Annotated in this window: 31 protein-coding genes; 18 read left to right on the top strand and 13 right to left on the bottom strand. The window is 48.8% G+C overall.

Annotated elements, in window-relative coordinates:
• Positions 1–26: 26 nt before the first annotated feature.
• The 4 genes from DXT99_RS14710 to DXT99_RS14695 all read left to right on the top strand — a co-directional run bounded on the left by DXT99_RS14710 (position 27) and on the right by DXT99_RS14695 (position 3,807).
• Positions 27–656, top strand: a complete 630-nt coding sequence (locus tag DXT99_RS14710; RefSeq protein ID WP_115566333.1) for a rhomboid family intramembrane serine protease — start codon at positions 27–29, stop codon at positions 654–656.
• 99 nt (positions 657–755) lie between these two features.
• Positions 756–1,241, top strand: a complete 486-nt coding sequence (locus tag DXT99_RS14705) for a fasciclin domain-containing protein (RefSeq protein WP_181885138.1) — start codon at positions 756–758, stop codon at positions 1,239–1,241.
• Positions 1,242–1,415: 174 nt separating this feature from the next.
• Positions 1,416–1,847 carry a hypothetical protein gene (locus DXT99_RS14700; protein WP_115566331.1) on the top strand — a complete coding sequence of 144 codons (432 nt, stop codon included), beginning with the start codon at positions 1,416–1,418 and terminating at the stop codon, positions 1,845–1,847.
• A 181-nt stretch (positions 1,848–2,028) separates the two neighbouring features.
• Complete coding sequence (locus DXT99_RS14695) at positions 2,029–3,807, top strand: SLC13 family permease (RefSeq protein WP_115566330.1); 1,779 nt, start codon at positions 2,029–2,031, stop codon at positions 3,805–3,807.
• A gap of 262 nt (positions 3,808–4,069) precedes the next feature.
• Here DXT99_RS14695 and DXT99_RS14690 read toward each other — a convergent pair whose 3' ends face one another.
• Positions 4,070–5,926 carry an ABC transporter ATP-binding protein gene (locus tag DXT99_RS14690; RefSeq protein ID WP_115566329.1) on the bottom strand — a complete coding sequence of 619 codons (1,857 nt, stop codon included), beginning with the start codon at positions 5,924–5,926 and terminating at the stop codon, positions 4,070–4,072.
• Between the two features lie 186 nt (positions 5,927–6,112).
• Between DXT99_RS14690 and DXT99_RS14685 the strand changes: the two genes are divergently transcribed.
• Genes DXT99_RS14685 through DXT99_RS14670 form a run of 4 tightly spaced genes read left to right on the top strand, consistent with a single transcriptional unit; the run spans position 6,113 to position 7,961 of the window.
• Positions 6,113–6,943: an energy transducer TonB gene (locus tag DXT99_RS14685; protein ID WP_115566328.1), complete on the top strand. Its 831-nt coding sequence runs from the start codon at positions 6,113–6,115 to the stop codon at positions 6,941–6,943.
• Positions 6,944–6,958: 15 nt separating this feature from the next.
• A complete protein-coding gene (locus DXT99_RS14680; protein ID WP_115566327.1) occupies positions 6,959–7,213 on the top strand; it encodes a hypothetical protein in 255 nt (84 codons plus the stop codon).
• A complete protein-coding gene (locus DXT99_RS14675; RefSeq protein WP_115566326.1) occupies positions 7,195–7,479 on the top strand; it encodes a hypothetical protein in 285 nt (94 codons plus the stop codon). The genes DXT99_RS14680 and DXT99_RS14675 overlap by 19 nt, the downstream gene beginning before the upstream one ends.
• 23 nt (positions 7,480–7,502) lie before the next feature.
• Positions 7,503–7,961 (top strand): hypothetical protein, encoded by a 459-nt coding sequence (locus DXT99_RS14670; RefSeq protein ID WP_115566325.1) that lies wholly within the window; start codon positions 7,503–7,505, stop codon positions 7,959–7,961.
• A gap of 68 nt (positions 7,962–8,029) precedes the next feature.
• Here the strand turns inward: DXT99_RS14670 and DXT99_RS27345 are convergent, their stop codons facing one another.
• The 4 genes from DXT99_RS27345 to DXT99_RS14655 form a co-directional block, all read right to left on the bottom strand.
• Positions 8,030–8,164: a DUF4249 domain-containing protein gene (locus DXT99_RS27345; RefSeq protein ID WP_220273396.1), complete on the bottom strand. Its 135-nt coding sequence runs from the start codon at positions 8,162–8,164 to the stop codon at positions 8,030–8,032.
• A gap of 710 nt (positions 8,165–8,874) precedes the next feature.
• Positions 8,875–9,924 carry a glutathione synthetase gene (locus DXT99_RS14665; RefSeq protein ID WP_115566324.1) on the bottom strand — a complete coding sequence of 350 codons (1,050 nt, stop codon included), beginning with the start codon at positions 9,922–9,924 and terminating at the stop codon, positions 8,875–8,877.
• A gap of 49 nt (positions 9,925–9,973) precedes the next feature.
• The gene (locus DXT99_RS14660) at positions 9,974–11,821 is read right to left on the bottom strand and encodes a flavohemoglobin expression-modulating QEGLA motif protein (RefSeq protein ID WP_181885137.1); all 1,848 of its coding nucleotides are present in this window, start codon (positions 11,819–11,821) and stop codon (positions 9,974–9,976) included.
• An 82-nt stretch (positions 11,822–11,903) separates the two neighbouring features.
• Positions 11,904–12,710, bottom strand: a complete 807-nt coding sequence (locus DXT99_RS14655; protein WP_115566322.1) for an N-formylglutamate amidohydrolase — start codon at positions 12,708–12,710, stop codon at positions 11,904–11,906.
• A gap of 170 nt (positions 12,711–12,880) precedes the next feature.
• Between DXT99_RS14655 and DXT99_RS14650 the strand changes: the two genes are divergently transcribed.
• The 4 genes from DXT99_RS14650 (at position 12,881) to DXT99_RS14635 (ending at position 14,728) form a co-directional block, all read left to right on the top strand.
• Positions 12,881–13,066, top strand: coding sequence for a zinc-ribbon domain-containing protein (locus DXT99_RS14650; RefSeq protein WP_181885136.1), 186 nt, complete (start codon positions 12,881–12,883; stop codon positions 13,064–13,066).
• A gap of 5 nt (positions 13,067–13,071) precedes the next feature.
• A complete protein-coding gene (locus DXT99_RS14645) occupies positions 13,072–13,443 on the top strand; it encodes a hypothetical protein (protein ID WP_115566320.1) in 372 nt (123 codons plus the stop codon).
• Positions 13,444–13,606: 163 nt separating this feature from the next.
• A complete protein-coding gene (locus DXT99_RS14640; protein WP_115566413.1) occupies positions 13,607–14,329 on the top strand; it encodes a head GIN domain-containing protein in 723 nt (240 codons plus the stop codon).
• A gap of 132 nt (positions 14,330–14,461) precedes the next feature.
• Positions 14,462–14,728, top strand: a complete 267-nt coding sequence (locus DXT99_RS14635) for a hypothetical protein (RefSeq protein WP_115566319.1) — start codon at positions 14,462–14,464, stop codon at positions 14,726–14,728.
• Between the two features lie 103 nt (positions 14,729–14,831).
• On the opposite strand, the gene bla is transcribed toward DXT99_RS14635, so the two are convergent.
• The 7 genes from bla to recF all read right to left on the bottom strand — a co-directional run bounded on the left by bla (position 14,832) and on the right by recF (position 20,011).
• Positions 14,832–15,557, bottom strand: a complete 726-nt coding sequence (gene bla, locus DXT99_RS14630) for a subclass B1 metallo-beta-lactamase (RefSeq protein ID WP_115566318.1) — start codon at positions 15,555–15,557, stop codon at positions 14,832–14,834.
• Positions 15,558–15,578: 21 nt separating this feature from the next.
• Positions 15,579–16,961 carry a M28 family peptidase gene (locus DXT99_RS14625; RefSeq protein WP_115566317.1) on the bottom strand — a complete coding sequence of 461 codons (1,383 nt, stop codon included), beginning with the start codon at positions 16,959–16,961 and terminating at the stop codon, positions 15,579–15,581.
• A 164-nt stretch (positions 16,962–17,125) separates the two neighbouring features.
• On the bottom strand, positions 17,126–17,680 hold the full coding sequence (locus DXT99_RS14620) for an acyl-CoA thioesterase (protein ID WP_115566316.1): 555 nt from the start codon (positions 17,678–17,680) through the stop codon (positions 17,126–17,128).
• A gap of 73 nt (positions 17,681–17,753) precedes the next feature.
• The gene (locus tag DXT99_RS14615; protein WP_115566315.1) at positions 17,754–18,077 is read right to left on the bottom strand and encodes a DUF721 domain-containing protein; all 324 of its coding nucleotides are present in this window, start codon (positions 18,075–18,077) and stop codon (positions 17,754–17,756) included.
• 62 nt (positions 18,078–18,139) lie between these two features.
• The gene (locus tag DXT99_RS14610) at positions 18,140–18,475 is read right to left on the bottom strand and encodes a HepT-like ribonuclease domain-containing protein (protein WP_115566314.1); all 336 of its coding nucleotides are present in this window, start codon (positions 18,473–18,475) and stop codon (positions 18,140–18,142) included.
• The gene (locus tag DXT99_RS14605; RefSeq protein WP_115566313.1) at positions 18,468–18,767 is read right to left on the bottom strand and encodes a nucleotidyltransferase family protein; all 300 of its coding nucleotides are present in this window, start codon (positions 18,765–18,767) and stop codon (positions 18,468–18,470) included. Before DXT99_RS14605 ends, DXT99_RS14610 begins: the two co-directional genes overlap by 8 nt.
• Positions 18,768–18,904: 137 nt before the next feature.
• The gene (gene recF, locus DXT99_RS14600; RefSeq protein ID WP_115566312.1) at positions 18,905–20,011 is read right to left on the bottom strand and encodes a DNA replication/repair protein RecF; all 1,107 of its coding nucleotides are present in this window, start codon (positions 20,009–20,011) and stop codon (positions 18,905–18,907) included.
• A gap of 138 nt (positions 20,012–20,149) precedes the next feature.
• On the opposite strand from recF, the gene pdhA reads away from it, so the two are divergent.
• From pdhA to ribH, 3 genes are all read left to right on the top strand, one after another.
• Positions 20,150–21,196: a pyruvate dehydrogenase (acetyl-transferring) E1 component subunit alpha gene (gene pdhA / locus DXT99_RS14595; RefSeq protein WP_115566311.1), complete on the top strand. Its 1,047-nt coding sequence runs from the start codon at positions 20,150–20,152 to the stop codon at positions 21,194–21,196.
• A 118-nt stretch (positions 21,197–21,314) separates the two neighbouring features.
• On the top strand, positions 21,315–22,040 hold the full coding sequence (locus DXT99_RS14590) for a tetratricopeptide repeat protein (protein WP_115566310.1): 726 nt from the start codon (positions 21,315–21,317) through the stop codon (positions 22,038–22,040).
• Between the two features lie 192 nt (positions 22,041–22,232).
• Complete coding sequence (gene ribH, locus DXT99_RS14585; protein ID WP_115566309.1) at positions 22,233–22,709, top strand: 6,7-dimethyl-8-ribityllumazine synthase; 477 nt, start codon at positions 22,233–22,235, stop codon at positions 22,707–22,709.
• 76 nt (positions 22,710–22,785) lie between these two features.
• On the opposite strand, the gene DXT99_RS14580 is transcribed toward ribH, so the two are convergent.
• The gene (locus tag DXT99_RS14580) at positions 22,786–23,391 is read right to left on the bottom strand and encodes a DUF3575 domain-containing protein (protein ID WP_115566412.1); all 606 of its coding nucleotides are present in this window, start codon (positions 23,389–23,391) and stop codon (positions 22,786–22,788) included.
• Positions 23,392–23,763: 372 nt separating this feature from the next.
• On the opposite strand from DXT99_RS14580, the gene DXT99_RS14575 reads away from it, so the two are divergent.
• The 3 genes from DXT99_RS14575 (at position 23,764) to DXT99_RS14565 (ending at position 26,598) form a co-directional block, all read left to right on the top strand.
• Positions 23,764–24,153, top strand: a complete 390-nt coding sequence (locus DXT99_RS14575) for a TraR/DksA family transcriptional regulator (RefSeq protein WP_115566308.1) — start codon at positions 23,764–23,766, stop codon at positions 24,151–24,153.
• A 24-nt stretch (positions 24,154–24,177) separates the two neighbouring features.
• A complete protein-coding gene (gene scpB / locus DXT99_RS14570) occupies positions 24,178–24,741 on the top strand; it encodes an SMC-Scp complex subunit ScpB (protein ID WP_115566307.1) in 564 nt (187 codons plus the stop codon).
• A 99-nt stretch (positions 24,742–24,840) separates the two neighbouring features.
• Complete coding sequence (locus tag DXT99_RS14565; RefSeq protein ID WP_115566306.1) at positions 24,841–26,598, top strand: pseudouridine synthase; 1,758 nt, start codon at positions 24,841–24,843, stop codon at positions 26,596–26,598.
• Positions 26,599–26,600: the final 2 nt, after the last annotated feature.

Genomic DNA, 26,600 nt, shown 5'->3' with positions numbered 1-26,600 from the left:
AATTTTTTTATTCAAAACTCCCATACATGGATTTAAGCGTCACCCTTATACTCATTATCATCACGGTCGGTACCTCGATTTACGCCTGGAAAAACGAAGGCGTGATGCACGCCTGGATCTTTCAGCCTTATGCGGTGCAGCGCGACAATTCCTGGTATCGTTTCGTAACCTCTGGTTTTATACATGCTGATCTCACGCACCTGTTTTTTAACATGTTCACCTTCTTCTTCTTTGGGGGAGCAGTGGAACAGACGCTCAGTGTTATTTTCGGACCAGTAACAGGCATTCTGTTATACCTGCTTATTTATATTGGAGGCATCATTGTATCAGATATTTCTACTTATTTCAAACATCGCAACAATCCGACCTATCGGGCCTTAGGTGCATCAGGTGGGGTAGCGGCCGTGGTTTTCTCCAGCATCCTGTTTTATCCAACAAATGACATATGCCTCTACGGGCTGCTTTGTATTCCTGGGTTTATACTTGGGGTGTTGTATGTGATGTACTCTTACTACTCTGGTAGGCGAATGGAAGGCAACATTAACCACGATGCCCACCTCTATGGCGCTGTTTATGGTTTTGTGCTTAGCATTGCGCTGGTGCCGCAGGCATTGCCAAACTTCTTCTCCGAGATTAGCAACTGGAGCCTGTTCTAAAGCGGGTTAAATTGCACTTCTATTGTAATATCTTATGTGAGAGTTTCCTGGCTGTCGTAGTAATTGTTACGTATACTACTAAGTATGCTGTTTAACATCATGAAGCTATTGTATCAGAAGTTATATGCTAATATTGCTATAATTGTACTGTTGCTGGTTTACCTCCAGCCTGTACAGGCGCAGGAAATGGCTTTAGTCCCGAAGGAGCGGATGACCCTGATGCAATACGTGATGCAGGAAAGACCGGTGCTGGCAGGCCTTATAACAAAAGCAGGTCTAACACCTATGCTCTCTGATAAGGAACTCTACACAGTGCTGGCTCCGCCGGAGGCGGAACTTACAGCGTTGCAACAATTAGCCCCCGCACGGCTGAGAGCTGTTATTTCCAATCATATTTTAAAAGGCGCTTACCTCGAGAAGGATCTGAAAGATGGATCTACCGTGGAGACCGTTGCCCAAACTAAGCTGAACATCTTCCGAAAAAAGGATCATACACTTGTAGACGGTGTCCGCATTGAAAGTGCCAACACCCAAGTAGAAAATGGCGTTTTACACGGTCTTTCGGGTAAACTAACACTAGAGTAAATCTGCTTGCCAACATATTTTAGTGCAAAATATTTGATGCTGTAGAGTCACATTCTTGTCCTGCTCCTGATAGTAGATAAGTGTTCCTACATTTTTATTCCTCTTATTATTTAACATAAACTGTACATTGTTAAAAGCAGCGGCGGCGGAAGCACGTAGAATGTAGTAGACTTTATGTACAGCACCGACCAAAATACCGCCTCAAATGAGTACAAAATAGTAGTGGCCCAAAACCAGTGCTATGAGTTGCTATATGACAGCGTAAAGAATAGAATATATTTTATAGTAAAAGGCTTTTGGAAAAATAAAGAGGCTGTTCCACACTATTTAAAAGACATTGAGAAAGCACTGAAATTAGCGAAGCCAGGCTTTAGCTTGCTATCAGACCTGCGCACCATGATTACGCACCCGCAACGGCTGTGTAGTATGCATATAGAGGCGCAAACCCTGTTAAGGAAAGCCGGTTTAAACCGGGTTGCCAGTGTAGAGCCTTTAGATCGCATTGCTACTTTACAACTAAAGGAGATCATGGCGAAAAGCGAATTGCCACTAAAGCGCTTTACATCCTGCCAGGAGGCCGAGACGTGGCTTAGCAATAATTCATAGCTTTTTATAAGATAACTGTCATATAACCAGTAAAATATATAGCCTTTTGGCTCTTTAATCGTATGCAGGCATAAACAATATCCATACAAATGGCCTTGCCTGCTGCTAACCTTCAGGAAACTTCGCGGACGCGCTATACATGCGAGAGTATGCAGGCTACTAAAGCTTTGATACCGCGCCTATGACCTTCGAGATTGGCTTAGTATTAGGGATAATTGCGCTGGCGGTCGTTCTATTTGTATCAGAGCGACTCTCTATGGATACTGTTGCCATTCTGATAATGGCACTGTTCATGGTGACTGGTGTTTTAACGCCTGCAGAGGGGCTGGCAGGTTTCAGTAACCCCGCTACCATTACAGTAGCATCTATGTTTGTCATTAGCTCTGCAATTTTTAAATCCGGTGCTCTTAACAGCGTTGGCATAGGTTTGACGCGCATTGGGCGAAAAAACTACCTGCTCTGCCTGCTCTCACTGATGCTTATCTCAGGCGCCCTTTCTGCTTTTATTAACGATACAGCCGTGGTGGCGCTCCTAATGCCTGTTGTCATACAGGTTAGCCATGACATTGAGGTTAGTCCTTCCAAATTGCTTATTCCCCTTTCTTTCGGTGCGCTTTTGGGCGGCGTCTGCACGCTGATCGGAACATCCACTAATATATTGGTCAGCGGCATTGCGCAGGCACAGGGCCTGGAGCCACTGCAGATGTTTGAATTTGCGCCGGCAGGTATTCTGTTTCTGCTGGCGGGGGTAATCTACATGTTTTTCATTGGCAGGCATCTGTTGCCCACCCGCAAGCACTCTAAAGACCTGTCAGAGGAGTTTAACCTGGGGGAATACATGACGGAGGTAGTGCTGCTGCCTGACTCTCCTTCGGTGGGGGAGCCCCTTAAAAAGCTGGGCCTGGTAAAGAACCTGGATATGAAAGTAATGCAGGTGACACGCCAGAAAACAAAGCTCAGTGCTACTCCTTCATTGATTTTGCAGGCCAACGATGTGCTTAAGGTGCGTTGCGGAGTGGAAAAGCTTAAAATGCTTAAGGAAGAAAAAGGCATCAAGCTGAAATCGGAGCGGAAATTCCTGGACGAGGACCTGCTCACCAGCGACAGCAAGCTGTATGAAGCTATTGTTACCCCAAATTCCTACATGGAAGGGAAATCCCTGAAGGAGTTGAATTTCAGATCGTATAATCACGGTGCTGCCGTACTTGCCATCCGCCACCGCGATGAGATTGTAAATGAGAAGCCCACCCACGTAAAGCTATCAGCCGGAGACGTGCTCCTGATTTCTGCTAATGCGCAACAAGCGGATAAACTTCGGGAAAACGAGGACTTGCTGATTATTTCCCAAACAGAGCGTAGCCACTTTAACTACAGCAAAATTATCCCGGTCATGATCATCAGCGTAGGTGTGGTGATGGCCGCCGCCACAGGTTTGGTGCCCATTGTACTAAGCGCCTTAGTGGGAGTAGTGCTGCTCATCCTCTTCCGCTGTATCCGGATGGACGAAGTTTATAAAGCCATCGACTGGAAAGTGATTTTTATGCTGGCGGGAGTGCTCTCCATGGGGGCCGCACTCGAAAAAACAGGAGCAGCCAAACTCCTGGCCGATTACCTGATTTACGGTTTAGGAGACTTTGGGCCTCATGCGCTCCTGTCGGTGTTCTTCTTTATCACCTTCATGACCACCAACTTCATGTCGAACAACGCAACGGCTGCCTTGCTGGCCCCCATTGCCATTGTAACCGCACAGGAACTGGGTGTAAGTGTGAAGCCTTTTCTGATGGCTGTAGCATACGGCGCATCCCTCAGCTTTATGACACCGGTTGGTTACCAAACCAACACTATGATTTACGGCCCCGGCAATTACCGCTTCTCCGATTATCTTAAAGTAGGCACTCCACTCAATATGCTCCTCTGGCTGCTCGCTTCGCTAATACTGCCATACTTCTTTCCTTTTTAAGTATTTGTGTTCCACGTGGAGACAGGTGGGGAGAGTTGAGGAGTTAAAGGGTTAGAGAGTTTAGGAGTTAGAAATTTAGAGGGTTAAAAAGTTACAAAGTAGAGGCTATAGCTGCTATACAGGCCATGTGTTGATTATAAACATATGGCGTAAAAATGAGGGAGCAACATTTTGTGCTACTGCATAACTGTACCGCAAACTCCAGAACAAGCCTGTCAAAACTTAACTTTCTAACCCTCTAACTTTTTAAATTTCTAACTTTCTAAAGGTATCCCTTCGCCTGCAACAGGAACAGCTCTGCATACTTTCCATTCTTAGCCAGCAGTTCTTCATGGGAGCCTAGCTCTTTCAGCTGACCTTGCTCCAGAAATAGGATGCGGTCGGCCATGCGTACCGTGGAGAAGCGGTGGGAGATAAGGACGGCGGTGCGGCCTTCTATCAGTTCTGAGAAACGCAGGAACACTTCATTCTCGGCACGTGCATCTAGGGCAGAGGTAGGTTCGTCTAGTATGAGCAGCTGCGCGTCGCGCATATAGGCGCGGGCCAGAGCCACTTTCTGCCACTCGCCCCCCGACAGTTCTACGCCTTTGTTAAAGCGCTTGCCCAGCACCTGCTCATACTTGTCCGGCAGGCGCTGAATCACGAGGTCGGCCAGGCTTTTCTGGGCAGAACCTTGTATCCGCTCTTTATCCAGAATATTGCTGATTTGGCCGATGGCAATGTTATCAGAGGCTGTCATCTGGAAGCGCACATAATCCTGGAAGATGATACCCACCTGGTGGCGCAGGTCGTTTAGGTCATAATCTCGGAGGTCTATGCCATCTAAAAGAATCCGTCCTTCAGTGGGTTCGTACAGCCTTGCCAGCAACTTGACAAGCGTTGTTTTGCCTGCTCCGTTTTCGCCTACCAGCGCCAGCTTTTCTCCTGCCTTCAAATGAAAGGAAAGATAGCGTACTGCCCAACGTACGCTGTTGTGATACTTAAAGCCTACGTTCTCGAACGTAAAGCCCTGCTGGATTGGGCGTGGCAACGGCAGCGGGTTAGCAGGCGGTGTAATCTGCGGTCTCAGCTCCAGGAAGTCGAAGAGGTCCTGCAGGTACAAAGCGCTCTCCGCAATCTGCGAGAAGCGCGTCATGATGCCTTGCAAAAGGCTGCGCATGCTGCTGAAGGAGCCTGCCAGAAACGTAAGGCTACCCACTGTGATCACGCCCATCACCGTTTCGAACAGGATAAAAATGTAGGCGCCGTAGTAGGCGAGGGTACCGATAGCGGAAAGGGCACTGCCCCAGACAGCCCGCTTCACGGTGATGCTCTTGTTCAGGTTGTAGTATCTGTCTGACAGTTCCCTGAACCGATCTGCCAGGAAGCCGGAGAGGTTAAAAGTTTTGATTTCTTTGGCTGTTTCGTCGGAGGCACCTATGTAGCGCAGGTAGTCCAGTTCGCGGCGCTCGGGCGTCCAGGAGCGGGAGAGGGAGTAGGAGCGCTCGTTAAAGTGGCTCTCCCCTAAAAAGGACGGTACCACCGCAATCAGCAGAATCAGGAGGAGCCAGGGGTTAAACGCAATCAGACCAGCCGCCAGGAAGGCAATGGTGACAATATCCTGCAACTGCGACAGCACCTGCGACATCAGCACCACCCGTGATACCGTTTGCCGCCGGGCCCGCTCCAGCTTATCGTAAAAGGTGGCATCCTCGAACTGCGCCAGGTCCAGCGTGGCGGCATGCTCTATCAGCGCCACAGAGATGCGGTTGGAGAACAGGTCGCCCAGGAGGCTGTCCATCAGTGTAATGCCCCGGTTTATCAAATCTGATGCTACGGCCAGCCCCAGCTCCAGCGCCACCAGCAGCCACAGGTAACTCAGGTCACGCTCGCCGGCCACGTCTATCAGCCTGATGACCTCATCAATAATCAGCTTACCGATATACAGCATTGTGATAGGCAGCGCCGACTTGATCAATCGCAGTGCCATGTTGGCAATGGTCATGCGCTTGCTCGTATCCCAGATAAGACGGAAAAATTTAGGCAGGTTCTTCAGCGCCCCCAATTGCTCCCGGAAGCTTTTCTTTTCGGTATCGGTTTTGCCGGCAGCAGCTCTTGTTCCTTTCGTCGTCTTGCTCATTTAATCTCCTTTGATGCCCTCGCAGCCTCTGTTGTTCCTATACAGGCATCAGCTTATTATGTTTGAGTGCAGGTGCCTGTGGGGTATAAAATTAAAGATATTTTACCAGAGCAGTTTCATCTTCTGATACCACAAATTCTCCTATATTCAAGAACACAAATAACTATCTGTTAAAAGGCGTAAAGGATGAGAGTTTTTAAGGTGACGGCACTTCTAGTTATCATGTTTTTAACGGGAGTTTCTGTAGAGGCACAAGAGCATAAGGTGAGATACTTTAGCAGAAGTGGTGTTAAAGAGGTAACGGCCCCGGAAGCGCATTTTTTCGAAATTCAGGAAGAAAACGAGACTGGAGGAGGCATGCGAACACGCTTCCTGGTTGAGGATAGTACGAAGGTACGGCAGTTCACATACAGCGATTTAGACGGGGGCGAGTACAAAACGGGAATCATGGATGGGCCTTATTATGAGTGGCATAAAAACGGGAATGTAAAGGTACAGGCAACCTATAGCAATGATAGACTTATAGGAGAGTACAAAAGCTGGTATGAGAGTGGGAAGCTTCATTATAAAAGAAAGTACAGAGATAATTTACCACAGGATACGCTTATAGCCTATTATGAAACAGGCGATGTGCGCAGAGTGGAAGTGTACGACGGCGGGAAAATGGTCTCTGGAAAATTGTTTGACGAAGCAGGCGGGGAAATGGAATTTTTCCCGATGGAGCAGATGCCAGAATTTCCGGGTGGTGAGCAGAAGATGCTGAACTGGCTTAGCAGAAACATCAAATATCCGAAGAGCATGCGCAAGGAGAAAGTGCAGGGCTTGGTTGTTCTTTCTTATGTAGTAGAAGAGAATGGAAGCATAGGTGAAGTAGAAGTGGTAAAAGAGCTTCATCCGGCTGCGGATGCAGAGGCAGTGCGAATGCTCAACAGCATGCCTGCCTGGAAACCGGGCCTGCAGGAGGGGAAGCCTATAGACGTGCGATATACTTTGCCAATAAACTATGCCTTTGACTAATAGTATTCTCTCCATATGATGAAAACGCTTCTTCTCGCTCTGATACTTACCAGCAACATAGCTTTCTCTGCTATGGCCCAGCAAGCCGCTGTGCCCAAAGAAGATGTGGCAAGCATAGAGGCCATTACGGCGGCTGGTTTAAAGATTATCTCCGGCCCAAAAGGGCAGCAGCGGGACATGGAGGCTTTTAAGGCCTTGTTCCTGCCAGGTGCGCAAATGGGCGGTGTATTCTACAAAGCGACAGCAGCTTTGTGCGCCTCACTACGGTAGAAAATTTTGCAGAGCGCAACGGGCCGGCCTACGTGGAACTCGGTTTTTATGAAAACCAGCTGGCGCTGCGCATCGATCGCTTCGGCAACCTGGCTACCGCCTTTCAGACCTACGAAACCCGTACCGGCAGCCCCACGGGTAAGGTAGAGGACCGCGGTGTGAATACGTATCAGCTGGTGTACGACCAGGGGCGCTGGTGGATTGCCAGCCTGCTCTTTACGCCGGAGACAGCGGAAACTCCTCTCCCTAAAAAATATCTGAAATAGCCTTTTTACAGTATGGTATCAGTATGACAAGATACCTGCTGTACTTCCTGACTGGTTTTGCCGTTGCCACGGTTATCCTTTTCTTTAGAGGCTATGCATCTGTACCGCAATCTGCCTTCTCCAATGCTGCGCTGGTAGGTGCCATGGCCTTGTTTGGAGTAGCTTCGTGGCTAACGCTTTTTAGGGTAAAGATAGGAACACTGCTGGCGCTGCTGAGCCTGCTGGCAATGCTGCCCTGGGTGGTGAGCGCCTGGATGAGAATTGCCGAACTCGAGGTCACCATCACCCAAATTTTAATAATAGTGCTTGCCGTACTATCAGGGCTGGTGCTGATTTCTTTGATTGTGAGCCTGCGCTATACTTTTGGCAGAGGCTCCTGGGGCTCGGGTACAACAGCACCCGGCATAATTCTGAAGATTCTGCTTACCCTGATACCGCTTGCGGTGCTGGTCGCTTGGTTTATAGTAGAGCCGAAACTGTAGGTGTATCTATATTCAAAGCAGAAGCCCCGACAAATGCCGGGGCTTCTGCTTTTTTATTCCTATACTGTTTACTTCACCTCAGCCTCTATCGCTGATACAGCCGAAGCACCGAAGAAGCCGATAGCTCCGTTGCTGATGTTGCCGGGCGCGTTGTTTGGTGTGACGTCAAAAGGCTCACCACCTTCATTCCGCTGTCTTACCAAATGCTAAATGAAACCGGCTAAACACAGGATAAATTATATTCAGATGATTCGATTCTGCGGCTTCTGAAAAGCGAAGTAACGTGGCTTGTACTGAATGAGATATTGCTATAGCTTGATATTGCTATAGCTTGGGGCTATGTAAAGGTATGATGTAAGATAGGAGAGGTATAAATGAGAAAAGCCCCGGCTATATAGCCGGGGCTTTCTCTCACCTTAAAACAAACTAATCTAAACTTTAACTAACCTTATCTTTTGTCTTTAAACGTCTTTTCTGGGGCAGGGGAGGGATTTCTTCATTTTCCAACTATGTAATATTTGGAAGCATAATTGAGAAAAATCGAAAATAACACGGGAAGAACTTGCTTGTTCCGCAATCACTATCTATATTAGCCTTCCGGAATTATCTCCCCCTTAAATCGGGTGCAAAATTAGCTTTTTGTTTTTGATTTAGAAAGTGAAAAGCTCAAATATTTTTTGCTGCACGCCACTTTTTATTCTAACTAATTTACTATTAATGGATTAGCCTGTAAAATATTTCTAGCGGCTTTTAATCAGCTTAAAAAAAAGACTTTTGCCTTAAAGGCTACTTTTGTTTAAAAGTTGGTTTAGAAATAGAGAGTGAATGGCTCATAAAGATGGCTAAGTCACACCAGTATGCACTCCTGGTAAACTTAGCCATCTAAAAACTTATTGTGCTGCTGCACTCTGTACTAAATCATCGCGACGGTTTTATTGTCGATCTGTACACCATACGTCTTCTTGTAATGCACCTTTCGCTCCAGCGCAGCCATCAGAGGTTCTGAGAAATCCACGCCCTCCATTTCGGACGCGTCGTAGAGGCCTCCGGGGCTGAACACATTTATCTCCATCAGCTTATTGCCCACAATGTCCAGCCCTACCAGGAACATACCGTCCTGTATGAGTTTAGGCCTTACGAGCTCCACCAGGTCAAGCATAGTCTGCGTTACTTTTGCCGCTTTCGTGGAGCCGCCGGCGTGTAGGTTGCTTCGGATATCGTCTTTGCTTCCTACCCGATGAATGGCGCAGTATTTTCCTTTATGCTGCAGTGCTTCTCCATTCATGACCAGCAGGCGCACGTCGCCCTCTGTGGCCTCCGGCAGGTATTCCTGCGCAATCACATAGCCGTCGCGGCTGATGGCCTCCACAATCTGATTCAGGTTGGTGGCGTCCTCTTTCTTTACCATGAATACGCCGGAACCACCGGAGCCCTGCAGTGGCTTTAGGATGATATTATTTTTTTGCTCATTAAAAAACTCCTTTATCTCGTCTTTATCGCGCGTAATCAGCGTGCGTGGCCTTACGGCTTCCGGAAAATGCTGGAAGTACATTTTGTTCACAGCATCGGAAAGCGAAGTCGGGTCGTTGAGCACGATAACGCCGTGGCGCATGGCCAGCTGCCCGAAAATAATACCTGCGTTCTGTGCCCAGGTACGTCCTTCCGCTTCGGCGGAAGGATCATTGCGGAGCATGAGCACGTCCAGGTCCCGGGCTGTAACGCGCACTTTATTTGCCTTGTCACCTTGAATGGCCTCTAAATAAGTAGCGCCGGATTTGTACTTGTGCTTGGGGTCAGCCTGCGTGGCCGTGGCACCCATATAGCCATCCGGATAATAAGCTAAATCCCCGACGCCCATCAGGTAAACGGTGTGCCCCTGGTTGTGCATGCGCTGTGCCAGGAAGATGGTGGAGTAGTTCGCCTTTTCAGTGTTTACTTCGTTTACTACAAATCCTATATTCATTTTATTCAGATGCGTTTTGTACTTATTTAACAGGTACCGTGAAAATCGTTCACAGTAGGTTAAATACTGATATGCCCGCTTTTAGTTGTTCCAGTTTCGGTTTGATAGCCGGGTCGAGCAGGTAGCGGGGCTTGATAGGTACCGGTTGCAGCACATTGCGGTAAATCAGCTCCTGCACAATCGGAATGTAATCCTGCCGGATTTTACCGATGAGCAGTGGCTCCAGTTCGTGGCCCTGTTTCAGGTAGTCGAGCAGGTGCACGAGGCCGCGCAGGTACACGGCATCTTTGGTGAGGCCGCCCCCGCGGTGCACGCGCATGGTAATATCAAAGGCCGTATCTTCGTCAAAGTGATAGTCGTCTCTCAGGCGCATAAAGGTATCGGGGAAGGTGCAGCCTTTGGTCATGTGGTAAACGGCCACCACACGTGCCGCCAGCATGCGCATCCGGTCCTGGTCGAGGCCACCTACGAGGTACTCGCTCAGCACTGCCAGCCCCTCCTGCAGCTCCTCATAGCCCGGGCTGCCCACGTACAGCTGCTTCAACGGCTGCGCCTTTCCGTTAAAGTAGGTCAGGATGTGGGTGCCTACCTCATGCTGTATCAGCGCCTGTGCGCGGTGGCGGGGTATGATGTAGTCTGAGCCTATATTCAGCTTTCCTTTAGACACCAGCAGGCCTACGATGTCATCCCGCACATGTACACCTGAATCCACGCCGGGATACTGTTCTTTGAGGAAGGCAATTTCCTGTTCGGCCAGCGCGGCAAACTCTGCAACAGGTATGATGTCAGCGTTCGTGTCGCGGGTTGGCTCGGGGATGGCCGCCAGGATGCCTTCAGCAATTTTCAGCAGCTGGTCGTCTACGCCGCCAAACACCTGCATGCTGCTGTACATAAAGTCAGGCGTGTTGCGGTCTGCCAGCATGGTCAGCATCTTGTCCAGTTCATGGCGCTTGTCGCGGAACAGGTAAGCCAGGGTAGGGTCGTCTACTTTCTCGATGGAGATGTTGTAAAGCTTGCGCTTCAGCTGGTCAGCGTCTACGGGCATCAGGCGGTAGTGGAGGTGCGGGGCTTTTTTGAACTTCGCTTTCCTGAATTCTGCCCAGGCCTCGTTATGGTTTACCGGCGATACGAGCATCAGAAACTGGAACTGGTCGCTGATGCCGGTGAGCTGCTTGTCGATGCGCCACACCACCCGGTTTACGGCCTGTCGCCCCAGCGCCTGAAAATGGATAGGCTTGTGTGATGTCTGCACCGACACAAAGTCATATACTGTTTTCTTGATGGCCTCGGAGAGCTTCTCGCGGATAGTCCGCAACAGCAAGGGGTAAGCCTTTCCTGTCTCGCTGTCGCAGTAAACGGATTTCAGCTGTAGCCCGAGCATCAGGTAGCCGTGCTTTTTCAGTTCTTCTTCCGGCATCAGGCGCTGGGGCCCCTCCAGCAGTGGCTTGTTAGAGGCTGTCTCTACGTCTGTGCGGAGACCACTGACTTTAATGTTTTCGAGTTCATTGGTAAGGGTGCGGGTGGTGGCGGGTAGCAGTTTCTCCGGCCCCAGCACTTTAAACATAGGGGTTGCCGGATCATCTGAAGGAGCCGCCATCAGTTCCAGTATCATAAAAGCACCAAACTCGTCTGCCATGGCACTGGCGATTGCCCGGACCAGCTCCTGCAGCCGTGGTGTCTGCTCTTCATGCGAGATGATGTAAGAGGCGGTTGCCTTCACAAAATCGGCGGTGGCATGGTCGGGTTTACCGGCAGGGTGGCGGAACAGCACCAGGAAGGGCAGGGGCCTGTCGATGTAGACCAGCCCGCCTTTTGGCAGCCGCCGGTGCACTTGCTTGCCGCGCTCCAGGCTACGGCTTATTTTCTTTATAAACTTGTCGGTTATTTCTTCAATCATTCTGTTAGTTTGTAGTAAATAGAAGCAGAAGGCGGTATGGGCTTGCCTGTTACAGGGTACTCCCGGCACTTGTCCACTTCCTTTATGGCTGGCACACTTTGGCGAGCGCCTCCAGCACGGGCTCAGTGGTTTGCTCCAGCGCCTTGCGAATCTCCTGCACCTGTGCCTCATCGGGCTCTCCTGTCCACTCATCCATAAAGAACTTTTTGAACTCGATGCTCATCACACAGGCCTTGTCGCCGAAGGTGTCGTGAATCCAGCGCATAAAATAGCCTCCTTTAAACTTCACGTTCTCGCGCACGTCCAGGTGGCGGCCCTGGTAGTCGTAGGCACTCAGGCTGTGCGTGAAGGCATCTATGACCGGTGCCCATTTTTCGCGGTTCATGTTTCCGGTGCCGATGTTCACTTCCGGGTTTTCTTCGGGGTTAGCGGCGGGGCCATTAGCTCCCTCGCGCTTATGGTTATAGGTATGCAGGTCGTATACTACAAAGCAGCCGTGCTGCTCCTGAATTTGAGTCAGCATCTGTTTCACATCAGCATAAAACTGGTCATAGCGGCCCATCGACTCCCTGGCCAGATCTTCAGGAAAATCTTCTTTCCAGACGTGCAGGCCCCAGGCATCTTCGGGTTTACGGTAGATAGCTTGCTCGGGCGGGCGGTTCAGGTCCAGCTCAAAGCGGGAGTTATGCCCTATAATTTGATTATCGGTTATCACGACCCATGCGTCTGTATAGGGGTCTTCTTCGCGGAGGCGTTCTTCTGCCGCCAGTGCAAAAAGGTTGCTGATGTTCTGGCGCACATCGTGTCCGCTGTGGATGGCAGTGGCCACCAGAGGGCTATTGCCACGTTTTATTGTATAGCATGCGTTGCTTTCTGTTGGTTTATTCATGGTGTTGCGTTTGCTAAGAATGTACCCCCTAAAGTGGCTGAAGGTTATACCAAGCCGCTTATTGCTGTTGCTGCCAAACCTGAGATACGCAAGACAGTATAGTAAGCATAGGATTTGTATAAACTTTAACACCATACTTTGCTGCCATGGTTGCTCCAGAAGAAAAGAAGATGAAAACCTGCCCAAACTGTGGCGAAATAGTGCCTGTCAAAACAAAAGTTTGCCCTAACTGCGGCCAAATACTGGGTGGCAGAAACAAGTATAAGCAGAACTGGTTTAAGGAACTCACGCCCACAGAAATCTTTCTTATCATCCTGGGAAGTATCATGTTAGGGGTATTCTTAGTGGCCCTGTAAGTACTATGAAAAGCCTGCAGCATCCCCTGTTTATTATCTGCATACTGCTGTTTTGCCTGAACCGGGCACTGGAGCAGGCGCAGCTTTATGTATGGCCGCTGTACGCCTACCTCGACGACCTGCTGTGTCTGCCGCTGACTCTCGGCCTGATACTAACCGTGCAGCGGGTGTACTTTCAGAACCAGACCATTGTAATTCCTGTCAGACACATTGTGTTTGCGGTGGCAGCTTTTAGTGTTTGCTTTGAACTGCTCCTACCGCTTTATAAGCCACTGTACACGGCAGATGTGCTGGATGTAATGGCTTACACGTTGGGCGCTTTTATTTTCCATCAGCTTATGAACAAACCGCTTCGGATACCTGCTGCTGTGGAATAATAGCTTATTTCCTCTTTTGCTGAAGTTTTGATTTCTGATAAATTTTTTCTCACCCGCAAGCAACCTTCTGCAGAATTTTGCATCTTTTAGTCAGAGTATTACTTCAGAGGCTGTGCAGGCAGCCTTTGCACCGGAAAAGATCATTCACTATACTAATAAAACTATGAAAGGTATTAATTCTTACACCACCTCTCTCTTTGTGTTTCTCATAGCACTCATGTTCACAACTACTCCCCTGATGGCGCAGCAGTTGCGAGGCAACGGCAACATCCAAACCCAGGACAGGAACGTGTCTGACTTCAGGGGTATTAATGTGAGCGGTGGTTTTGCTGTAGAGATTACACAAGGCAACCAGGAGAGCCTGAGGCTGGAGGCAGAGGAAAACCTGCTGAGCAACATCAGGACGGAAGTACGCAATGGTGTACTCCACATCTACAATGAAGGTAACGTAACAACCAATAAAGGGATGAAGGCCTACATCACCATAAGAGAGTTGAACAGTGTGGACATCAGCGGAGGTGTAAAAGTAACAGGCAATTCTACATTTAGAACAGATGCGCTGGAGTTAGATATGAGCGGGGCTTCTAAAGTTAATCTGGACATCAACACAAACAGACTGGAAGCCGATATGAGTGGTGCCAGCAAAATAGAGTTGACCGGAAGAGCCGATGAAGTAGATATGGACATGTCGGGTGCCTCCAAAGTAGAGGCTGCTGACTTGCAGGCCAAGCGTGTGAAAGTGGAAGCCAGTGGCGCAAGCAAGGTGAGGGTGTATGCCACAGAGGCCCTGGATATTAACGCCTCAGGTGCCACTTCAATTTCTTATAGAGGCAGCCCGAGCATTACCTCTGAAACATCTTCTGCAGCCAGGATATCTAAAATTTAAAATTTCATACTATATAACCAGAAAAGCAGCTTTAACTTAAGGCTGCTTTTTTTGTGGCTTGGTGAGTGCTTATCCTTTGGTGGTGGCTGTTCGTATAGCTAAACTCAACAGAACAACAAAACCTAAAGAACTATGAGCGAAGCTAAGAAAACAACGAACCATAACGAGATACAGAAATGGGCGGAGCAGCATGGCGGCAAGCCGTCCATTATAAAAGGCACAGAGAATGATGGCGGAGGAGAGGGCCTGCTCCGTATTCACTTCCCCGGTAAAAGCGACAGCAACGACAGTTTTGAGGAAGTAAGCTGGGAGGAGTTTTTCAAAGAGTTTGAGAACAGCAAACTGGCCCTGCTGCACGATCCGAATGGGAACTTCAATAAGCTGGTGAGTAGAGATTAAAAAACCTGCTATCAGCATATACTTTAACAGAGAGCTCTAAATAACAAAGGCCGGCGCAAGTAGCGCCAGCCTTTGTTGTTTGATCAGGTATTCTTTCCTGCTTTTACTTCTTTGCGTGCTGTTGCAGCAAGTATAAGGTATGGGTAAGGGCAACCTGGTCGCTCCACTGGCCGTGCCCCGGCACCACCAGCTTTGCCTTCGGAAACTCCTTTTGCACCTGTTGTATAGCATTTGGCCAGTTGCTTAAATCCGCATCAGCAGTATTACCAAGGTCAATTGCCTTCGCATCTTTCACCAGGCACCCACCGAACAGCACCTTCTGCTGTGGCAGGTATACTACCAGGTTATCAACTGTATGGCCTGCTCCAGGATAAAATGCCACTAACTTTTGTTCCCCTACACTGAATGGCTGGTTAAGCTGCAGTATACTATCCGGCTTGCCTAAGTTCTGCGCTGCCGCTAATTGGGCTGTTTGAGCAGAACTGAGCACCGCTATATTCTGCTTTTGCAGCACCGTAATGCCGCCCATACGGTCATCATGGGCGTGGGTGACGATGCACATTCTCACAGGTTGTTTCAGGTTATCTTTTACCCATGCCAGCAGTTGCTCCGTTTGCTCGTCGCCCCAGGCCTTGTCTATCAAAAACACCCCATCCGAAGTTGAAATAATAAGGCCGTTGGATGGGTATGTGGTGCCCTTGAACGTGTTGTAGGAAGTATGCACCCACACGTTCTTCGCTAGCTTCTTTACTTCCAGTTGTTGCGCATAGGCAAGAGTATGAGCTGTTATGAAGAACAGTATCAGCAGAAGCGGCCTCAATGTTTTCATTGGATGTAGGATTACGAATCCTTAGCGCACCGGCACTGGCAGCACCGGAAGGCTGGCGTGGCCTTCGTCATCCACTGACTGTACTGCAAAGAAGTAGTTGTCTTTGGAGTAGTTTAGCGTAGTCTTTGTGTCTTTCACGTAAAACTTCTTCTCCCAGGTTGGGCTGTTGGTCTCACGCATCAGCACGTAGTAACCTGCCGGCTTTTTGCCTTTGCTCGGGGCTTCCCACTGCAGATCTGTTTTATTTGTGAGGTTAGACGTAATCACACCAACTTTTTCAGGGGCGGCAGGAGCCCAACCAAGGCTGGCCATGGTCGCCAGGTTCACTCCGGTGTTCTTGCGCAGGTATTCAAAGTCCATATACTCTATCAGGTCACCATACTGCTTGCCGTCTTCTTTGCGTACGTTCTGGTGCTGGTGGTCAAAGTCTTCGTTAGTTTCGCTCATGCGCACAGCTGCAAAGCCACTGCGGTTAAACGGAGTGTGGTCGCCGCCACGCAGAAAGCGGTCGGTGCGGTTCACCAGCACGACATCTATCTGGTCTACATACTTCTCTCCAGTGTTCTCCATGTAGCGGGCCAGGTTGCGGCTTGGGCTGTCGTTTTCAGCTCCCAGTGTTCTGCGCATACGCGCCTGCTCTTCTGTTTCGTTGGCAGGTACACCTTCGCTGAACACGCGCACGCTGGTATTGTCGTGCAGGCCTGTCTCGGCTGAGAAAGAGTTACCTACAATGTCGTTGTTCAGCATCGCCACCAGGTTCCAGTTCTCTTTTTTAGCACGTTCTGCCAGGTGCGTGGAACCGTAAAGTCCCTGCTCCTCGCCCTGGAAGGCTACAAAGATCAATGTTGCCGGAAATTGCTTTGATGCCATCACACGGGCCATTTCCATTACAATGGCTACGCCGGAGGCATCGTCGTTTGCACCTGGCGCCTTACTTTTAGCGTCCATCACATCCGTGGCACGCGAGTCGAGGTGCCCGCCTACAATAATCACGCGGTCGTCGTTCGGGTCAGTACCTTTCAGAATTGCCATTACGTTGGCCATCTCCACATCCTGCGGAATACGGCGGCCGTCGGCTTTCACAATAAAGCGGTCCATCTCCACCGTCATGCGGCCGTTAGAGGCCTTGGCATATTGCTCGAATTCAGATTTTACCCACTCGCGGGCAGCACCAATGCCTTCTTTTTTGCTGGTGGTGGTGCTAAGCGTGTGGCGGGTGCCGAAGTCAACCATTCTCTGTACCAACTGCTCCAGGTTCTGGGCCGATAGCTGGTTCACCATCTGCTTTATCTCATCGTCCTGGCGTACGGGCTCCTGGGCTATGCTAAGGGTGGGGGAGGTAAGGCAAAAGCCAGCCACCAGTATAGGCGCCAGCGCTCGTGTTAGGTTATGTTTAAAGGTCATGTTTGTTTGAATGTAAAAATGATAGACCTTAAAGATACAAAGGGAATCTCTAAAATCATTAACGTGGTTTTTTCTGATACTTCAACATGGTGATGAATGGAAGAGTTTCTAAGCTACAACAGCAGCTTAAATTAACCTGTACCACCAAGACAGATCAAATAGTATCAGAACATAATCTTGCAGCGCTCGTCCTGTAGCAGGTGCAGGTCATCCTCTACCTGCAGGATGGTTTTGGTATTGGCGAGTTCTGTCTGGTAGCGGCGGGAGAGTTCGCGGCGTTTGATGGCTTCCAGAAAACGGCGGGCGTCTTCGCGTGACTCCAGCTTGAGCCCGGGCACCTGGGCAGGTTTGTCGTCATCGCCTTTGGCCACCATGGTAAAGTAGGAGGTATTGGTGTGCTTCACGAATCCTGATTTCACATTCTCCGAAATCACCTTTATGCCCACCATCAGCGAGGTGTTACCGACATAGTTGACAGAGGCTAATAGCGACACCAGTTCTCCTACCTCCACAGGCTGGAGGAAGTTCACACCATCCACTGATACCGTGACGCAGTAGTTGCCGGCGTGCTTGGCAGCACAGGCATAGGCTACTTTGTCCATGAGCGAGAGCAGGATGCCTCCGTGAATTTTGCCGCCAAAGTTGGCATAGCTCGGAATCATCAGTTCCGTCAGAACGGTTTGGGAATAGGATACGGCGCGATAAGCAGGTGCAGTCATGAAGAAATAAGTATAGTATAGTTGTAATCGGATATACAAAAGCTATACTCTGTTATGGCCGCAGCTGTTGCGCTTAAAGAAACACCACGTCTTTTACGGCATCGCCGCCCACCTCGCGGTTCAGGAGTTCTATTACCTTGCTCTTCGACATGTTCAGCTCGTGCTTGAGCGGGGCAGAGGTAAGGCGTACGAACAGCTTCTGATCTTTAAAAAACAGCTGCTGCGTTTTCATGGCAATGGGCTTGCCCATGATCTTCTCCCAGCTCTCAACGATCTGTACTTCGTTGAGCTTGCCCTGCAGCCGGTACGCCTGCATCAGCGCCTTAATGCTGTCGCCGATAGGCTGTATATCAGCCCTTCGTTTATCAATCTCCTCTTTCTTCTTGTAGTAGCGCACGGCGGTTTAATTTTGGATAACTGAGTTTTGAATAATTGAATAAGACCAACACTGTGACTGTCCTATTTTAGCATTTGTTCTACTTGTGCTTTGAGCTTGGGCAGGTGGTTAATAACAATAGACAAGATTAAGTCATCAGATATTGTATCATAACCATGGATGATTCTGTTTCTTGTACCTATAATCTGCTTTGCATTTGACAAGGGGAAGTTTGGGTGTTTTTTCAAAATCCTATTGGCGGCTTCACCAATAATTTCCAGATCTCTTTCTACTGCCCGCTTTGTCCTTATGTCTTGCCGATAGGCCTCCAGTTCTTTCGGCCTGTCATCAAAATAACTTTCAATTTCATTGATGGAGCGAAGAATATCATATAGCCAGACTTGTAGCTCCTCATCCATAAATCAACTTCTTTTTTTCGTCAATAGATTTCCTGAAGTAAGGGTTTGAAATTGCTTTTTCTTCCAGCAAGTCTACCTCCCGTTTGAATAAGTCCTCTAAGGAAAATTTCAAATTAAAATAGTTGTCGGCATAGTCATAAAGATCAACATCTTCAAAATCAACGACTAAATCAATATCGCTGTCTTTGTTGAACTTGTCTGATACGATAGAGCCAAAAGCAAACAGTTTTGCCACCTTATGCTTTTTACATAGGTCTACAAGCTTGTCGAAATTAGAATCGATCAGGTTCATGATTCGAAGGTAAGTATTAATTAGGAACGATAGCTTATACGTAAACTATGTTCATAATACAGTTGTGCTTGTATGAGCGCAATAAGATCAAAGTAAGGATATAGCCTGACAAAAAACAGCAATTTAACAACCAACAATCAGGCAATCAACTTCACCGTTCCCTCCTTCACCTCAAATCTACGGATACTTTCTGAGAGGCCGGAGAGTATTTTGTCGGTGCGCTCGAGGTGTGTGTCTGTGAGAAAAATCTGGCCGAAGGTGTGGGCGGCTACCATTTGCATGAGCTGCGTGATGCGTTTTTCGTCGAGGCGGTCAAAGATATCATCCAACAGCAGGAGGGGCTTGTGGTGCTGTCGCTCGGCAATGACTTCGAAGTGCGCCAGCTTCAGGGCGATGACGAAGCTTTTCTGTTGCCCCTGCGAACCAAAGCTCTTCACCGGGTTACCATCCATCAGGAAAACGAAGTCATCTTTGTGTGGCCCCACGGTGGTGCGCTGTAGCGCCAGGTCCTTGCGCTCGGCCTGCTGCAGCAGTTGTGCAAAATCAGCATCCGGTAGCTGGCTTTTGTAGGTCAGGCTCACTTCTTCGCTGCTTTCGGAGATATGGCGGTAGTGCTTCTGGAAAATAGGGACGAATTCTTCTAAGAACTTCTGCCGTTCCTGTGCCAGCAGCTCTCCAGGAGCTACCAGCTGCTCGTTGAGGATGTTCAGGTAGTCGCGGTCGAAGTAATGGCGCTCGGCAAACTGCTTTAGCAGCGAGTTGCGCTGTTTCAGCACATAATTATACTGTATGAGCTGCTCGAGGTAAGGGTGGTGCAACTGCGAGATGAGGCTATCGAAGTACTTTCGCCGCTCTTCGCTGCCTTCGCGTATCAGGTCGGTGTCGTAAGGGGAGATGAGCACCACCGGAAAACGCCCGATGTGGTCGCTCATTTTCTCATACAGCGCCTTGTTGTGCGTCACCGTCTTCTTCTGCCCCTGCTTCAGGCTCACCTGCACGGTGTGCTTGTTGCCTTCTACCTCAAAGCGGCCTTTCACCATAAAAAAGTCCTCGCCCTGCTTAATGCTCTGTAGCTCAGTGCCCGGGAAGGCGCTCTTGGTAATAGAGAGATAGTAAATGGCATCCAAGAGATTGGTTTTGCCACTGCCGTTGTCGCCTATAAAGCAGTTGATATGCTCCGAAAAGCTGAGAGCGGCTTCCTCGTAGTTCTTGAAATACAGCAAACTTAGATTTTCGAGGAGCATTCGTTTCTAATTGATATCTTTTTCCTTAATTTCGCAAGCTAAATTCCGTTAGCGGCTTATATTTGTCGTAGTTTAATAAAGATAAACCTGCTCAAGGGCAGCTAATGGATATTCAAGATAACGCATAGACTAACACTTATGGCTGATACGAAAGAAAAGGCAAAAGGAAAAGCACCGAAAGCAAAGGTACAGGCTGAGCCAAAGTTTTCAAAGGAAACATACATGACATGGTATGAGCAGATGAAGCTCATGCGCCGTTTTGAGGAAAAAGCGGGTCAGTTATACGGCCAACAGAAAATTAAAGGCTTCTGCCACTTATACATCGGCCAGGAAGCATGTGCTGCCGGCGCGATAAGTGCGCTTACAAAAGACGACAAGTGGATTACAGCTTACCGCGACCACGCTCACCCGCTAGGGTTAGGCACTGACCCGGGTGCTGTGATGGCGGAGCTGTTTGCAAAGGCAACAGGCTGCTCTAAAGGGAAAGGCGGCTCTATGCACATCTTCGACAAAGAAGTAAACTTTATAGGTGGTCATGGTATTGTGGGTGCGCAGATCCCAATGGGAGCTGGTATCGCCTTTGCTGAGAAGTACAACAAGACCGGTAACCTGTGCATCACCTATATGGGTGACGGTGCTGTGCGCCAGGGTGCTTTCCACGAGGCCCTGAACATGGCCATGACCTGGAAGCTGCCGGTGATTTTCGTGATAGAGAACAACGGGTATGCCATGGGTACTTCGGTACAGCGTACCTCCAACGTAACAGAGCTTTATACCCTTGGCGAGGCTTATGACATGCCTTCTGAGCCTGTAAATGCCATGAACGTAGAAGATGTGCACGAGGCTGTAGCAAGAGCTGCTGAGCGTGCGCGTGCCGGTGAAGGCCCAACTCTGCTGGAGTTCAGAACTTACCGCTACAAAGGCCACTCTATGTCTGACCCTGCCAAGTACAGAACAAAAGAGGAACTGGAAGACTACAAAGGCAAAGACCCGGTTGAGGCTGTAAGAGCGACTATCCTGCTACAGGAATGGGCAACAGAAGAAGAACTGGATGCGATTGACGATAAAATCAAAGAGCGTGTGGCAGATGCCGTGCAGTTTGCCGAAGACTCTCCTTATCCGGATCCTTCTGAACTCTACACCGACATCTATGTAGAGAAGGATTATCCTTATATAATGGACTAAGGGATAAATATTTCAGAGTTAGGAATTAAAATTTATTATTTTGATGTTCAGGCATTAGGAATGTTGTCTAAAGCAAATTTTAATTCCTAATTTTGAATTTATTATTTCATTACTACTAATGGCAAAAGAAACAGTTAAGAAGCACAACGAGAAGCACAGCGATTTTGAGGAGCTGGTTGAGAGTCCGGATGCATTGGCAGGTCGCCTGACGCAGTCAGAGGACTACGTAAAGAGAAACAAGTCGAAGTTACTCGGAGTGTTCGCCCTGATTGCTGCTATTGTTGTCGGTGGCTTTCTGTACTATAACTACCGTAGCACACAAAACCAGGAGGCGCAGCAGGCAATGTTCCAGGCTGTCTACTATTTTGAGGCTGACTCACTGAACAAAGCCCTGAACGGCGACGGACAGTATGAGGGCTTGCTGCAGATAGCAGACGAGTACAGTGGCACAGATGCAGGCAACCTGGCTAATTTTTACGCTGGTGTTGCCTTGTTAAAGCAAGGTCAATATGCCGAGGCGGCAGAGCGTTTGCGTGAGTTTGAGTCAGATGATTACCTGATGCAGGCACGTGCCTACAGCTTAACTGGTGATGCGCTATTAGAGCAGGGGCAGAACGCTGAAGCGGCTGACATGTATGCACAGGCAGCTAACTACAACGAAAACCCTTTCTTTTCGCCACAGTACCTGATGAAGGCTGGTATCGCTTATGAGGCAGCCAATAACTTTACTTCAGCAACAGAGGTGTACGACAGAGTTATCTCTGAATTTGCTGCATCTGCTGAGGTAACAGACGCAAAGAAGTATAAAGCCCGTGCCGAAATGCTGGCAGGAGGCAACCAATAAGTATATACAGGCTTAGGCCTATTTTAAAAGCGCTTTTGTGCTGGTGAGCCAGGCAAAAGCGCTTTTTTGTTGTATGGCATACTCACTGCTTTCCGTTTACATTCCGGAATCCTCTAGCAGTCCGGGAGAAGCAGCGAGTGGATGCCCTACTTCGCGAATAACGATAAACGATCAACGAAAAACGAAACGAGCATGGCAACATCACTAAAAAACCTGAGCGAGTATAACAAAGAAAACTTAAAGGATATCTCTGACAAAATGTTTGGGATAGTTGTATCAGAGTGGCACGATGACATTACTGGTACCCTGTGCCAGGGTGCTGTCGATACTCTGCTGGAGCATGGCGCCAAAAAAGAGAATATCTTTATTAACACAGTTCCCGGTAGTTTTGAGCTAACCCTGGGGGCGCAGTTTCTGGCGCAGCAGGAAGAGATGGATGCCGTGATCTGTATTGGAGTGGTCATCAAAGGCGATACAAAGCATGATGACTACATTAATTATGCTGTGGCGCAGGGCATTACGCATGTATCCATGAAGTACAACAAGCCAGTTTCCTTTGGGCTTGTTACCACAAACACGTTGGAGCAGGCGCTGGACAGAGCAGGAGGCAAGCACGGCAACAAAGGCGTGGAGGCAGCAGCGGCAGCTATCAGAATGCTGAGCTTTTAGAAGAGCTGCCAGAAAAGGAAGAGCCCCATCTCAGTGCTGAGGTGGGGCTCTTGTTATTTGTACGTATCAGATAAGCTTAGAAGGCATAACCAACGGTTAAGCCTGGCCTGAATCTCACGCCGCTGCCTAAGATGTTCAGGTAATCCAGCACACCCCGGTCAAAGTCTTCATTTGTGCCCGAAGCAACATTCAAACTACCGCCGTTAACGCCTATACCAAAAAACAGATCCAGGGAAATGCCGTTGTTAAAAATAAACTGATTACCGGCAGCCACACCAGCTCCTATCGGTTTATAGGTCGCCTCATAGGTCTCTCCTCTTTCCGTGTCCTCTACTGTTAGCTTATAATTCAGCACGCGGCCATAGCCTGCTACGTAGAAGCCGTCCGGCGCCTGCTCCGCAAAATAGTAACGCACCTCCGGCGTAAAACCATAGCCTTTAAAGTCAACATCCTTCACACTGGCACCTGTTACAAAAGCACCCAATTGGGCACTTATCTTAGGGCTGAACGCATGCTCCACAAAACCCGAGGCTGTGAGCACAAAGGGGCTGAGCACATTTATTTTCACTACGGTGCTGCGGTTATTGGCAGGTGCTGCTGCCCTGCGTTGGGCATTTACAGGAGCTATTGCCACAAAAGCGAGCAGAAGCGACAAGGCTGATAAAAAGGTAAATTTTTTCATATAGGTAAATTTCATAAAATGGGAAACGGCCTGCAATGGCTAATGCTCCTGAAAGCAACATTCGTTCCAATAACAGCAAAACCGGCACGGTTATTATACTGCAGAAGGTGAGGCGATTATAAAGAAGATAAAAATCCTTTATTTATGCTTACCCATAGTAAAGTACGGATATTACTCTTATTTTTGCACGAAATTTAGGTTTAGTGCGACTCATCGGAGCAGCTTTGGTAAAGGATTTGAAGCAATATATATAGCAGATTAAACTTAAATTCTCTTGTGGCTGTTATGCCACTACACTAGTTAAAGAATCGATTTTTAGTTTACCAATAAGTAAAATTAGGCTAAAACTATAACAAGTTCTAATAAAGTAGAATGAATACAAACGAAGAAAAACAGCGTTATTCCAGAGAGGAGCTAGCAGAGTTTGAGGCTATTATTCAAGAGAAGCTGGTAAACGCCCGTAAAGAGGTGGCCTTTATAAAAGAAACCCTTAGCCGCCGCAACGACTCTGGTACCGATAACACCGCCTCGCCTACCAAGGTGCTGGAAGATGGTGCTGACACAGCTGAAAAAGAAAGTTTGAACCAGTTGGCTTCCCGCCAGATGAAGTTCATCCAGCAGTTGGAGAATGCCCTGATCCGCATTAAGAACGGCACTTACGGTGTTTGCATTGTCACAGGCAAGCTTATCCCGAAAGAAAGACTGCGTGCTGTACCGCACACACAGCATTCTATTGAGGCTAAGCTTCAGCGTAACGATTAGTACCAGTACCTTTACTTTTACCACTTGAATATTCTGCAAAACCATATTCAGGCACTTGTTTTCTGTGCCCAATCGCCCATAAGCATTGAAGAAATCCAGCGCTGCTTACAGGAGTCGCTGGGGATGGAGGAGATATTGGTGAGCGATGTGTTGGAGGCCGTGGAAGGTATAAACGAGCAGCTTATGGAAGCGGGCTTCGCCTTTCAGATCTACGCCATCGGAGGGGGCTACCAGTTCCTCACCAAGCCGGAGTACCAGGAGACGGTAAGCACATACCTGAAGCACAAGTCAAAGAAAAAACTGTCAGCGTCTTCTCTGGAGACGCTGGCAATTATCGCCTATAAGCAGCCTGTCACCAGGTCGGCCATAGAGCAAATACGGGGTGTGGGTTGCGATTATGCCGTTCATAAACTCCTGGAGAAAGAACTGATAGAGATCAGAGGCAAAGCCGATACAATTGGCAGACCCGTTTTGTACGGTACATCTCAGAAGTTTATGGACTACTTCGGCATCAACCACATCAAAGACCTTCCGCAGCTAAGAGATTTCGCCACCGAAGAGAACGCGATAGGCGAAACAGCCGATTAAATGGTTCAAGATCCCTTTTGAACTATAACACATCATTATTCCTTAATACTGCACACAAAAGAGGTACAGTAGCGATACTGCATCCATAACTATATTACCATGGCAAGAGATAACGAAAGACCTGACCGCGACAACGCAGGGGCAGGCAGAAGAGGCGCTGACAGAAATTCTTCTGGCAGGCCGGCAAACAACGACCGGGAAGGCAAGAAAATATTTAACAGAAGAGACAAATCCGACCGGCCAGATGACAGGGGAGATCGCGGCAACAGCCGTTCCTTCGGTTCTGGCAGGAGAGACAACGAAAGAAGAGACTCCGGAGAACGCCGCTCTTTTAATTCAGATCGCCCTAACCGGGAAGGTGGCGAACGCCGCTCATTTAACTCAGACCGTCCTGACAGACGCGAAGGAGGCGAAAGACGCTTCTTTGGTGATAGAAAGGAAGGCGGGGAGCGCAGATCATTCAACGGCGACAGACCAGAAAGAAGAGAAGGTGGTGAAAAACGCTCTTACGGCAACGACAGAAGAGAAGGTGGCGAACGCCGCTCATTCAATTCTGACCGTCCGGAGAGACGCAGCAACGACAGAGGCGGCTATAACTCCGACAGGAGAGATGAATCCCGTGGCGGCGAGAGAACTGAGCGACGCTCTTTTGGCACTGATAGACCAGACAGACGCGAAGGCGGCGAAAGACGTTCCTTCGGCGATAGAAGAGAAGGCGGCGAAAGACGTTCTTTGGGAGGCGATCGCCCTGACAGACGCGAAGGCGGTGAAAGGGGCGCTTTCGGCAACGACAGACCGCGTCGCGACGAAGGGGAAAGAAGAAGCTTTGGTGCTGGAAGAAATGAAGGTGGCGAAAGACGCAAGTTTGAGCCGAAGCGCGAAGGCGGCGATAGAAAGCCATACGGTGTTGATCGCAGAGAAGGCGGTGACCGCCCGTTTAACCGCGAAGGCAAATCATTTTATAGTGAGAAGCGCAGCTTTGGCGGTGACAGAGGCGCTAAAGGCAAGAGCTTTGGCGACCGTGACCGCAGCAGCAGCTTTGGTGAAAGCAAGGGCGAAGCGCCGCAGACACCAAACTATAACCTGAGCCGCTATAAGGATAATCCACGCATCAAGAAAACAAACCGCAAGGAAGAAGGCGAAGAAGATGGAACAATCCGTCTGAATCGTTTTATTGCGAATGCTGGTATTTGCTCCCGCCGCGAAGCTGACCTGCTGATTGAAGCTGGTGAGATTAAAGTGAACGGCGAAGTGATTACGGAGATGGGCTATAAAGTACAGCCAACTGACAATGTGCAGTACGGCAAAAAGATCCTGAACCGCGAGAAACTGGTATATGTGCTGCTGAACAAGCCTAAAGACTTTCTGACTACCACCGATGATCCGGAGGGAAGAAAGACAGTGATGGACTTAGTAGCCAATGCTTCTACAGAGCGTATCTTTCCGGTAGGTAGGCTGGACCGTAACACCACTGGTCTATTACTATTTACGAATGATGGAGAGCTGGCACAAAAGCTGACGCATCCTTCCAACGGCATCAAGAAAATTTACCAGGTAGAACTCGACAAGCCGCTTACAAAAGAAGACTTCAAGACAATCGCCGAAGGGGTAGAACTGGAAGACGGCAAAGCAGAAGTGGATGATGTAGCCATTTTGGGTGAGTCTAACAAATTTGTAGGCATAGAGATTCATATTGGCCGTAACCGCATTGTGCGCCGTATTTTCGAGCACCTGGGGTATGATGTAGTAACGCTGGACCGTGTGCAGTACGCAAGCCTCACAAAAAAAGACCTGCCACGCAGCAACTGGCGCTACCTTTCAGAAAAAGAAGTAGTCCGGCTGAAGTACTTTATGTAATT

The sequence above is a fragment of the Pontibacter diazotrophicus genome (assembly GCF_003367245.1).
Taxonomy (GTDB): Bacteria; Bacteroidota; Bacteroidia; order Cytophagales; family Hymenobacteraceae; genus Pontibacter; species Pontibacter diazotrophicus.
This window is presented reverse-complemented; position numbering and strand designations above follow the sequence as displayed.

Coding starts and splice junctions, on each gene's coding strand:
- ribH (WP_115566309.1), top strand. CDS start 22,233: ATGGCAACATCACTAAAAAACCTGAGCGAGTATAACAAAGAAAACTTA.
- DXT99_RS14620 (WP_115566316.1), bottom strand. CDS start 17,680: ATGACTGCACCTGCTTATCGCGCCGTATCCTATTCCCAAACCGTTCTG.
- DXT99_RS14670 (WP_115566325.1), top strand. CDS start 7,503: ATGACAAGATACCTGCTGTACTTCCTGACTGGTTTTGCCGTTGCCACG.
- DXT99_RS14605 (WP_115566313.1), bottom strand. CDS start 18,767: ATGAACCTGATCGATTCTAATTTCGACAAGCTTGTAGACCTATGTAAA.
- DXT99_RS14610 (WP_115566314.1), bottom strand. CDS start 18,475: ATGGATGAGGAGCTACAAGTCTGGCTATATGATATTCTTCGCTCCATC.
- DXT99_RS14695 (WP_115566330.1), top strand. CDS start 2,029: ATGACCTTCGAGATTGGCTTAGTATTAGGGATAATTGCGCTGGCGGTC.
- DXT99_RS14685 (WP_115566328.1), top strand. CDS start 6,113: ATGAGAGTTTTTAAGGTGACGGCACTTCTAGTTATCATGTTTTTAACG.
- DXT99_RS14660 (WP_181885137.1), bottom strand. CDS start 11,821: ATGATTGAAGAAATAACCGACAAGTTTATAAAGAAAATAAGCCGTAGC.
- DXT99_RS14625 (WP_115566317.1), bottom strand. CDS start 16,961: ATGACCTTTAAACATAACCTAACACGAGCGCTGGCGCCTATACTGGTG.
- pdhA (WP_115566311.1), top strand. CDS start 20,150: ATGGCTGATACGAAAGAAAAGGCAAAAGGAAAAGCACCGAAAGCAAAG.
- DXT99_RS14580 (WP_115566412.1), bottom strand. CDS start 23,391: ATGAAAAAATTTACCTTTTTATCAGCCTTGTCGCTTCTGCTCGCTTTT.
- DXT99_RS14665 (WP_115566324.1), bottom strand. CDS start 9,924: ATGAATATAGGATTTGTAGTAAACGAAGTAAACACTGAAAAGGCGAAC.
- DXT99_RS14705 (WP_181885138.1), top strand. CDS start 756: ATGAAGCTATTGTATCAGAAGTTATATGCTAATATTGCTATAATTGTA.
- bla (WP_115566318.1), bottom strand. CDS start 15,557: ATGAAAACATTGAGGCCGCTTCTGCTGATACTGTTCTTCATAACAGCT.
- DXT99_RS14635 (WP_115566319.1), top strand. CDS start 14,462: ATGAGCGAAGCTAAGAAAACAACGAACCATAACGAGATACAGAAATGG.
- DXT99_RS14575 (WP_115566308.1), top strand. CDS start 23,764: ATGAATACAAACGAAGAAAAACAGCGTTATTCCAGAGAGGAGCTAGCA.
- DXT99_RS14565 (WP_115566306.1), top strand. CDS start 24,841: ATGGCAAGAGATAACGAAAGACCTGACCGCGACAACGCAGGGGCAGGC.
- recF (WP_115566312.1), bottom strand. CDS start 20,011: ATGCTCCTCGAAAATCTAAGTTTGCTGTATTTCAAGAACTACGAGGAA.
- DXT99_RS14645 (WP_115566320.1), top strand. CDS start 13,072: ATGAAAAGCCTGCAGCATCCCCTGTTTATTATCTGCATACTGCTGTTT.
- DXT99_RS14650 (WP_181885136.1), top strand. CDS start 12,881: ATGAAAACCTGCCCAAACTGTGGCGAAATAGTGCCTGTCAAAACAAAA.
- DXT99_RS14710 (WP_115566333.1), top strand. CDS start 27: ATGGATTTAAGCGTCACCCTTATACTCATTATCATCACGGTCGGTACC.
- DXT99_RS14690 (WP_115566329.1), bottom strand. CDS start 5,926: ATGAGCAAGACGACGAAAGGAACAAGAGCTGCTGCCGGCAAAACCGAT.
- DXT99_RS14680 (WP_115566327.1), top strand. CDS start 6,959: ATGATGAAAACGCTTCTTCTCGCTCTGATACTTACCAGCAACATAGCT.
- DXT99_RS14590 (WP_115566310.1), top strand. CDS start 21,315: ATGGCAAAAGAAACAGTTAAGAAGCACAACGAGAAGCACAGCGATTTT.
- DXT99_RS14655 (WP_115566322.1), bottom strand. CDS start 12,710: ATGAATAAACCAACAGAAAGCAACGCATGCTATACAATAAAACGTGGC.
- DXT99_RS14700 (WP_115566331.1), top strand. CDS start 1,416: ATGTACAGCACCGACCAAAATACCGCCTCAAATGAGTACAAAATAGTA.
- DXT99_RS14640 (WP_115566413.1), top strand. CDS start 13,607: ATGAAAGGTATTAATTCTTACACCACCTCTCTCTTTGTGTTTCTCATA.